8 protein-coding genes are annotated in these 9,272 nt (G+C 54.0%); all 8 read left to right on the top strand.

Annotated elements, in window-relative coordinates; translation table 11 throughout:
- The first annotated feature begins 710 nt into the window (after positions 1-710).
- The 8 genes from rpmH to CWS50_RS13070 all read left to right on the top strand — a co-directional run bounded on the left by rpmH (position 711) and on the right by CWS50_RS13070 (position 7,102).
- Positions 711-848: a 50S ribosomal protein L34 gene (gene rpmH, locus CWS50_RS12835; RefSeq protein ID WP_127843101.1), complete on the top strand. Its 138-nt coding sequence runs from the start codon at positions 711-713 to the stop codon at positions 846-848.
- A 1-nt stretch (position 849) separates the two neighbouring features.
- Positions 850-1,218 (top strand): ribonuclease P protein component, encoded by a 369-nt coding sequence (gene rnpA / locus CWS50_RS12830; RefSeq protein WP_180342376.1) that lies wholly within the window; start codon positions 850-852, stop codon positions 1,216-1,218.
- A 41-nt stretch (positions 1,219-1,259) separates the two neighbouring features.
- Positions 1,260-1,541, top strand: a complete 282-nt coding sequence (yidD, locus tag CWS50_RS12825; RefSeq protein WP_243118576.1) for a membrane protein insertion efficiency factor YidD — start codon at positions 1,260-1,262, stop codon at positions 1,539-1,541.
- Between the two features lie 150 nt (positions 1,542-1,691).
- Positions 1,692-2,891, top strand: a complete 1,200-nt coding sequence (yidC, locus tag CWS50_RS12820) for a membrane protein insertase YidC (protein WP_127843099.1) — start codon at positions 1,692-1,694, stop codon at positions 2,889-2,891.
- Positions 2,892-2,974: 83 nt separating this feature from the next.
- Positions 2,975-3,652, top strand: a complete 678-nt coding sequence (locus CWS50_RS12815; RefSeq protein ID WP_127843098.1) for a Jag family protein — start codon at positions 2,975-2,977, stop codon at positions 3,650-3,652.
- 132 nt (positions 3,653-3,784) lie between these two features.
- Positions 3,785-4,513 carry a 16S rRNA (guanine(527)-N(7))-methyltransferase RsmG gene (gene rsmG, locus CWS50_RS12810; RefSeq protein ID WP_127843097.1) on the top strand — a complete coding sequence of 243 codons (729 nt, stop codon included), beginning with the start codon at positions 3,785-3,787 and terminating at the stop codon, positions 4,511-4,513.
- A 109-nt stretch (positions 4,514-4,622) separates the two neighbouring features.
- Entirely contained in the window at positions 4,623-5,525 is a 903-nt protein-coding gene (locus CWS50_RS12805; protein ID WP_127843096.1) for a ParA family protein, read from the top strand.
- A 131-nt stretch (positions 5,526-5,656) separates the two neighbouring features.
- Positions 5,657-7,102: a ParB/RepB/Spo0J family partition protein gene (locus CWS50_RS13070; protein WP_423243484.1), complete on the top strand. Its 1,446-nt coding sequence runs from the start codon at positions 5,657-5,659 to the stop codon at positions 7,100-7,102.
- Positions 7,103-9,272 lie beyond the last annotated feature (2,170 nt).

Here is a 9,272-nt window from a genome sequence, read left to right as displayed (position 1 = left end):
GTTCTGAGTCACAGTGAGGCGGTCAGGCAGTGCATGCCCACGCTGGTGGGTGTTCTTCTAGCTCAGCACAGGTAGCCGATGGAAAGAGCAGACGTCACTCGGGCGTGGTGTCCACAGGCTGCACAGGAGCAACAAGGCGTGGTGTCCACAGGGAGTCATGGGGGTCGGCATCCTCCGCGTAAACAGGTGAAACTTATAAAAGTTGATACTCAATGCAGGGAATCTTATAATGTTCGTGACGGCGCATCCCTAAGGTCCGCGCACGTACCGGCTGGGCGCTGCCCAGGCGTTGCCGGTGCTGCCGGCCTGCTAAGGCTTGCGCACACTGGCACACTGCGGCCAGGCAGGAAAGACGCGGAGGTGCGAGCGCTTGTTTCGGTACGGACGCCGTCGCCCTACAGAGCACGGCGAGAAGGAAGGAGACGGTGAGAACATGGATATGATAGAAAGCACTAATAAATAATGACCGTCGCATGCGCCCCCCAGCGCTGGCGCCGAGCGCCATGGGTATGACCCCGGCGTGTCAACCGCAGCGACCGGACGACATGTCGGTGAGAAGCTGGTGTGTTTGACCCCCGGGCACGTGAACCGTACAGTACCACTGGTGGACGTGCGGTCTCCCGTCCCAATCCATGGGCCAGCCGCATGGGGCAGTGTCACAGGATTTTCTGCGATACTGCAAGAACATACCCAGAGTCAGGAGTTAAGTCGTGACCAAGCGGACCTATCAGCCCAGCAACCGTCGTCGTTCCAGAGTTCACGGCTTCCGTAAGCGCATGCGGACCCGAGCAGGTCGCGCAGTTCTTGCCTCGCGTCGCCGTAAGGGCCGCGCGCGTCTCGCCGTTTGAGGTGCTCAGCGCGAGGCATCGTCTGATCCGGGGTGAGGATTTCTCCTCCGTGGTACGAAGTGGTGTGCGCAGCGGGAGCCGGAACATGCTACTTTACTTCTGTTCCGGTGCCGATGGGGATAACTCTCCTGTGCGTGTCGGAATAACAGTGTCTAAAAAGCAGATTCCTCTGGCGACGCACCGTAATCGCGTCAAGCGCCGACTGCGAAGTCTTCTGTCCGGCCGTCTTAATAGGATACGGCCTGGGTCAAAGTTGGTAGTCCGTGTCCTGTCTGATGCAGACGGTGTCACCAGTACCGACCTCGGTAGGGACTTTGATTCCCTTCTTCAGCGGTGCCAGTACCTACATGCAAAAGGTCGGCGGCGATGAGTGGTTCGGTCCTGCTCATAGTAAGTGCAGTAACCCTTCGGCTGTGTCACGCTGCACACGTTGTCGTCTTGTCTCTTCTGGTCTTTTATCAGAAGCGTATTTCCCCCGCGTTTCCGGCGAGGTGCCGTTACTACCCGACTTGTTCCGCATATGCGGTTGGTGCTGTCAGGACGCACGGTGCATTTAAGGGTCTGCTGCTTACTACCTGGAGGCTGTTGCGGTGTAACCCTATGACCTTAGGCGGAGTTGATCATGTCCCCGACAAAGGTCAGTGGCGATACGCTCTGCCCCGTGATGTTCCACGCTTCTTCCTTAAACAGTAGCGGTTGGCCAAGTTTTCCCGCATTATAGAGGCAACGTTACGGCCACCAAGTTTGAACTGAACTTGAATATGATGCAGTTACGGATATGAGAGCAGGGCCGCAGTCGGCCCGTCGGAAAGTTAAACAACTACTCGGAGGCTAGGAGCAGACATGGACAACATACTATGGCCCCTCAGTGTTGTAGTCGCGTGGGTCATGGTTCATATTCATGACTTTCTAGTCTTTCTGGGCTTTCAGGACGGCCCAGGGATAGCTTGGGTCCTCTCGATTATTGGTCTTACCGTGGTGGTCCGTATCCTTATTATGCCGCTTATGTTTAGGCAGATAAGGTCGTCTCGTGGGATGCAGCTAATGCAGCCCGAGATGCAGGCGCTTCGAGAAAAGTATAAAGGCAAGAAGGACCCCGTGTCACAGCAGCGCCAGCAGGAGGAGATGATGGCGCTGTACCGTAAGCATGGTACTAACCCACTTTCCTCATGCTTGCCGCTTCTTGTGCAGATGCCGGTATTCATAGCACTCTTTCGGGTGCTTGCTTCACTGCAGCGCGTCGCGGAAGGATCGTATAACGGCCGAAGTTCCATCGGTCCGTTGACTGCCGATATTGCGTCAGACATTCAGGCGTCCAACGTGTTCGGAGCTCATCTTTCAGACTCGTTCGTGAGCACGCCGGACGTTCAAGTCAGAGTTGTCACAGTCATTATGATTATCATTATGTCGGTGACGCAATGGTACACCATGGCGCAGTTGAGCATGAAGAACATGCCGGAGTCCGCCAAGAACTCAGACAACCCCATGATCCGCTCTCAAAGAATAATGATCATGGTGATGCCGCTTATCTTTGCCATCAGCGGGGTCCAGTTCCAGATCGGAGTCCTGGTATACTGGGTGACATCTAATATCTGGACACTGGGACAGCAGTTCTTTACTATTCGTAATATGCCAGCACCTGGCTCGGAAGCAGAAAAAAAATATCGCGCGCGTGTCAACGCCAGGCGTGCTCGTAAGGGACTGCCTTCACTAGAAGAAGAAGAGCGTGCAGAGGCTGCCGCCAAGGCTGAAGCCGATAGACGGGCTCGCGGTCAGCGGCGTCAGCCGACCCGTAAGGAACGGCGAGGGAAGTCTGGTCGAGCTGCGTTGGCACACCATACTTCGGGGGGCTCTTCAGCAGAAGGAGAGGACGCAAGTCCTCGGAGGAGCCAGAATGGCAGTTATCGCGGTGGTGGTATCGAAGGGACCTCATCCAAGCATGACAGCCTGACTGATGAGGAAATTGCTCGGCGCCGCTACGAGAAACGTGCTCGTGCCCGGAGGCAAGAAGCGGCGAGGCGCAAAAAGAGGCGCCACCGGTGATGAACAGCTTGAACTCTTATGTTTTGTTATGCAGGCTAGACCTATTAGCAGTGTTCGTTGACCCCACAAAGAACGGATAACCGATGAGCGACACCACGGCTCGGGCTGAGGCAGTATCCCGTCTGGAGGAAGAAGGTGAGATAGGCGCGGACTATCTTGAGGAGCTTTTGGATATTGCTGACATCGGGGGTGATATTGATATTGATATAGACCACGGTCGAGCATCTGTTGCAGTTGTCGCTTCTGACGAGGGCGATGAACATGAGCTGGCGGATCTTGTGGGAGATGAAGGCGAGGTCCTAGAGGCGGTTCAGGATCTCACTCGTCTTGCTGTGCAGGCACGTACCGGTAGCCGGTCGCGACTTATGCTTGATATTAATGGCTACCGTGCCTCTCGCCGACATGAGTTGACTAAGGTTGCTGAGGAGGCAATTACCAAGGTCCTTCTTGTGGGTGAGCCAGTGGTTCTAGAGCCAATGAATCCTTTTGAGAGAAAGATCTGCCACGATGTTGTAGCCGCAGCTGGACTTGCCTCGGAGTCTGAGGGTGCTGAGCCATATCGCCATGTTGTGGTCAGCCCTGCTAAAGATGATGTCAGCACACCTGGTACTCATGGTAGTGCTACCGCAGCGGGGACGCGGACAGAAGACATAGGCAACGGTGCGGCTTTTGGTGCAGATTCCGTGTCGGTAGATGTACATGCGTCACACAAGTTGGTAGATGGCACCGGACATCATTCTGTTGCCGGAATAGGGAGTTGATAGACTCACTGGCCTTGGGTACGCGCTGGAACAGGTAGCAATGACTCTGGTTCTGAGTTGGTGGTGATGCGGATTTGAGGCCACGACGGTCAATGTTCTCCGTGGTCACAAAAATGTTGGGAGGAGATGCGTATGAGTAGTTTCGATGGAGGTGGTGCTGGTTGCGATGAAAGCACTTTGTGCGAAAATGTGTTTAGCCCCAACGGTGGCGACGTGGCACAGGAAGAAACCAGTGCTACGCTCGAGGTTCCCCGCCAGGACGTCAGAGACTTCTTTGGCATTGCGTTTTCGGGTGCTGAACAGTTTGCGTACATGCTCGCGCGAGAAGGTCGGGTGCGAGGAGTTATAGGACCCCGTGAGCTTCCAAGGCTTTGGAGTCGGCACCTCGTCAACTCTGCGGCGGTGCTACCTTTTCTTCCCAGGAGCGGCAGGGTCGCCGATATTGGTTCGGGAGCGGGTTTTCCTGGAGTGGTCCTCGCACTTTTCCGGCCTGATCTCGATATTGTTCTTGTTGATGCGATGGACCGTAGGGTGAAGTGGCTTCATGACGTAGTGGATGAGTTGGGCCTAGAACGTGTGACGGTGCGGCACGGTCGTGCTGAGGACATGCGCGACCAGTTTGACGTAGTAACAGCTCGCGCGGTTGCTAGCCTTCCGAAGCTGGTTCATCTGACGGCACCTCTCATGCGCAGCGACGGGTGCCTCGTTGCCCTCAAGGGGGCCAAGGTAGAGGCGGAGATCGACAAGACGAAACAAGCCATCAAGAAGTTCCAGCTATCGACTCCTGTTATCCATGAGGTTGCCCTGCCGGGTGGTGGTGGGACACGGGTTGTCGAGCTGCGGCGGCGAAGCAGTCCATGAAGAGCCGGTGAAGTTCGGCGCGCAAATCAGGTAACTGTCGGACTCCTCGCGTAGACTGCTAGTGTCCGGCTGGCTCCAGCAGTTGGACTGTCGTCCGAGGAGAAGCAGGTTGTCTGGTTCGTCTATTTTCGATCAGCTCCAGGCCGACCGTGTTGCGCTGGATGAGATGACCGAAGAGGGTCACCCTCGTCCTGAGCAGACGCGTATCATGGCTGTCGCTAATCAGAAGGGTGGCGTGGGCAAGACCTCTACCGCGGTTAACCTCGCTGCGGCGTTAGCGCAGGGTGGACTGCACGTTTTGCTTATCGACGCTGATTCACAGGGTAACGCGTCCACGGCTCTAGGAGTCGAGCATGATGAAGGTACCCAGTCGATCTATGATGTGCTGGTTGACGATGCTCCGATCAGTGACGTCGTGGCCAGGACACGATTTAGCGACACACTGTTGTGTGTACCGGCAACCATAGATGTCGCTGCTGTTGAGATTGAGCTAATTGAGACTAGGGAAAGGGAGTCTCGGCTGCGTAATGCGCTCATCGAGTACCTAAGGTTCCGTGAGCGAGAGGATCAGCCACGCTTGGACTATATTATTGTAGATTGTCCGCCTAGTCTCGGTATCATGACTATTAATGCATTCGTTGCCGCCCATGAAGTTCTTATTCCAATGCAGGCAGAGTACTATGCTTTGGAGGGTCTGGCGCTTCTTACCAGGTCTATTGACCGAATAGCACAGATCCACAATCCAGGTCTTGGTGTTTCGATGATAGTGCTGACTATGTTTGACGGGCGGACTACGTTGTCGCGCGAGGTTGAATCTGAGGTTCGAACATATTTCCCTGATGCGACTCTTGAAACCAAGATACCTCGTTCTATCCGAGTTGCTGAAGCACCGTCGTTTGGCGCACCTGTTGTGTTCTGGGATCCACGTTCTACTGGTGCGGTAGCTTATATGAAGATGGCACGTGAGGTCGCTTTTAGGGGCGTCCCTGCTAAGGAAGGTGGCGAGGCCTGATGGCTCAGAAGAGGCGAGGACTTGGGCGGGGTCTCCAGGCCCTTATTCCTGATACTCAAAGAGAGACTGTAAGTTCAGGTAGGCCTTCTGACGTTTTCTTCCCAGAGAATCGGGAAAATGATGTCGCTGCGATGGACGAGTCCCAGGGAGGACATACTGGTAACTTTCAAGGCTCGGAGGTACTGGTCGGCCAGGAAAAATTCAGTCAGTTGGATAGCAGCGGCTCGGTTGATTCAGAGGACAAATCAACTCCAAAGGGGGCATTGAAGCGTCTCTCTTACTCAGATTCTTCGCGTGATGCCTATTCAGAAGGCGTTGATGTAGCCGTTGAGACCGGACAAGGAGAACCAGCTGAACACGACTTGAAGTCCGAGACTGCGACGACACGACAGAGGAAGCAGTCCAGGCGGGCTAGGAGTACTGCTGAGAAGACCCTTCGGGGCTCAGGGTCGGGTCGTCGCATCGACGGCTCCTCGGGTTCTGGCGCGGCCCAGGATAGAGGTAAGGGCACTTCGACTCATGTTTCACGTGAAACGGCTTCGAAGTCTTCTCAGCAGGCAGATGACGTTCATGCTGCCGATCGCCGTCCCTCTAGATCACAAGCCACCCCCATAGGTGATGGAGGAGATTCTGGCGACGTTGCCGTTCATAGTAGTCAGACTGCCTCTGATCAGCACGTAACTAATTCGGAAGGTAACTATGATGCTCAGGTTTCTGTCGTCAAAGAAGGTGAGCTTGTTCCAGTTCCCGGCGCAACTTATGCTGATATTCCGGTGGATCGTATTGATCCGAATCCCCGACAGCCTCGGCAGGTTTTTGACGAGGAGGAGATTACTGAGCTCGCTGCTTCTATCGTAGAAGTTGGATTGCTGCAGCCTGTTGTCGTACGCCGCGTTTCATCTCGAGAACGGCAGGAGGAGGAACGTTTCGAACTGATTCTAGGTGAACGTCGGCTTCGGGCTGTGAAAGAGGCGTCGCTCGACACTATTCCTGCGGTGGTTCGAGATACAGACGATGTCGACATGCTGCGTAACGCATTGTTGGAGAACCTTCATCGGGTGCAACTGAATCCCTTGGAGGAGGCTGCTGCCTATCAACAGCTGCTTGATGACTTTAACTGTACTCAGGCTGAACTCTCTGAGAGGATCGCTAGATCGCGATCACAGATTTCTAATACATTGAGGTTGATGAAGCTTCCCCCATTGGTACAGCGTCGACTGGCGGCCGGTGTGCTGTCGGCTGGTCATGCTCGGGCTCTTCTGGGGCTTCCGCACGTAGATGCGATGGAACGTATGGCTCAGCGTGTTGTTGCAGAAGGACTTTCTGTCCGCGCGACTGAGGAGTTGGTTGCTCTTCACGAGGAATCCGACTCATCTCGTCAGCAGACCAAGACGTTACGTGCTCGTAGTACTCCGTTGCCCGCGTTGTCAACTCGACTGTCTGATGCCTTTGATACGAGGGTTAAGGTGACTAGGGGGGCGAAGAAAGGTCGTATCACTATTGAGTTTGCAGGAGATGACGACCTCGCTCGTATCATAAGGACGCTAGCGCCTGGAACTTCTCTTGACGAGGACTAGTTAGACAACCTGTTGTCGTGTTAAGCACCAGTTTGAACCTGGTTCTCGTATGTGAACCGCCTTTTCCGCTGAGGAGCATAGGTGTGATCGTCATGTGGCCACTTTCCGGGTTCGGTGCCATGTGAGTTTCTCCGCGCATATTGCGATCCTGGTCGTTGTGGTACTCGTGACGGTTACTTGTGTTCCCGCTTTGCTTCATGGTTGGTATTAGCGCCGGGCGACATGTATGCATGCGGGACGATATTCGTACATATGGTTTTGCTTTTGGCCAACTGTGGGGGTTTGTTCCATACATGTTTCACTTTGTACGTGCTGTAGTGCTTCCCCTGATGATGAAACTCGCCGCCACTGATTCTATTCCGACACGGTTCGGGTGTAGGCCTTCATAGATGTCGCAACCTGTGAGGGCGAATGCATGTGCAAGCAGCCAAACACGGAGGGCACATGAGTCGCGCCGCTCAACTGCGGGACTATAGGTGTGGTGCTCTGTATGCGCACCTTGTGCTCAGGCTAGTTGGTACCTGTTCTACTCGGATTCTTTCACGCATATGTGTGGGTGGTTGGGAGTTGTTCACTACTGCGCATAACGGTTGATACAGAGTTTGTCTTATTGAGAGTGAGGTAAGTTCACGCCTCATTACTTCGTCATTTTGTCACTATGGCTCTGAGTGCTGACAGACGTGTCTTGCTGAGTATGTTTTCTATACTGGGACCTACCTGATCGGAATCGACAGTTGTCGACCAGTTCGTGTAAGTGTTTCACGTGAAACTATGATGTACTGCCCTTCAGGGACGAAGATGAGTGGACGATCGACATGCAGTTCGTGTTGCAAACTACCGCACGTCATGTCAAGAACGCTGGTTTGAAGTTGTCCGGTCGGGAATCGCATGTTAGCGCGTATTGGTTGCGCCATGTCTCTGAGCACACACATCTACGCGCCTCGTTACAACACAGGAGACTAGGTTTGACTCGTGCTGGCTGCTCCAGTCCTTGGTGTAGAAGTGCGAGCAGTTTCAACAGATCGTCTTCTGCCGAGGATACTTTCTGTGGAGCAGATTCAGACGCTAAAGGTATCTACTTGTCTCGAACATACCGCCATTTGAGCATCCGTGTGAGTTGGTTGAACTCGTGGACAGTGGTGGTTGTAGGAAGAACTTTTCCTACGCATGTAAGTGCTCGACTCGACAGGTGCGGTAGGTGAAGATTGTATGTGCCCATACGAAACCACTGCGGGTTGCATTCACTCAGGATGTTTAGCCGCATACTGCAACGGACCTGTCAGTCTGCTTCATTTGCTTGCTCTTGGAGGTCGGCGTGCATGGTTGCGATCTGTGACTGGATTGTCCGGATATGTGATGGATTGCCTAGTCTGTCGGCACCTGCTTACTCTGCCGTTATGGCACTAGGCCAGGCGGCATGTCGCAGAACTTGTGCATGGGGCAGGTATGTTCTTGTCAGCGCAGATGTTATTCAGCACGATATCTCTGGCCATTCTACATGCTTTTTAGCGCTGTCAGGTATCGATGGACGCGAGTATTCGTATACTGAACGTGCTCACTGCGTATGGCTTATATATATTCGATGTACACACTGGCAACGATGCAACGGCTGGCGCTGAACGACTTCGGATCGTATGAGTATTACCTTGACTCTCTGCCCCTGCTAGGACCGTGTATGGGGTCGGTTGTGTTGAGTCAAGTGCACAGCCAACGACATGTCTACGTAGAAACAGGGCGACGGGTGCGAGCACTCCACACCCATTATGGCAGCTGTGCCCGTACTGTAAAGAACAGAACCGATACGTTGCGGGCCCAAACCACGGCTGATTGACGGAGACTAGTAGTAACACTAGGTGTGCTGTAGTGCGAACTGTTCCAACACGTGCCAGCATACCTTGTGCGGAGCACGATGCTTAGTGCGCTAGTGTGTCGTCGCGGTGTGTGCAAGTACACCGCCTATTCTTAACGTGGATATCTGGGACCAGTATGGCAGTTATCTTCCAGGTATGTCGAGTAAGTCTGCGACTGGCGGAGACAGTCTATTTCATCAGAGAAGTTCCTAGTGGTTTCACGTGAAACATGGACCTAATCCAAATAGATGAAGCCCCCGTGGTTGTTCATGTTGCGCTCCTGACCTGTTGGCACTAGTAAATGTGTGATAGTACCGGGC

The organism is Actinomyces wuliandei, assembly GCF_004010955.1.
GTDB lineage: Bacteria > Actinomycetota > Actinomycetes > Actinomycetales > Actinomycetaceae > Actinomyces > Actinomyces wuliandei.
This window is presented reverse-complemented; position numbering and strand designations above follow the sequence as displayed.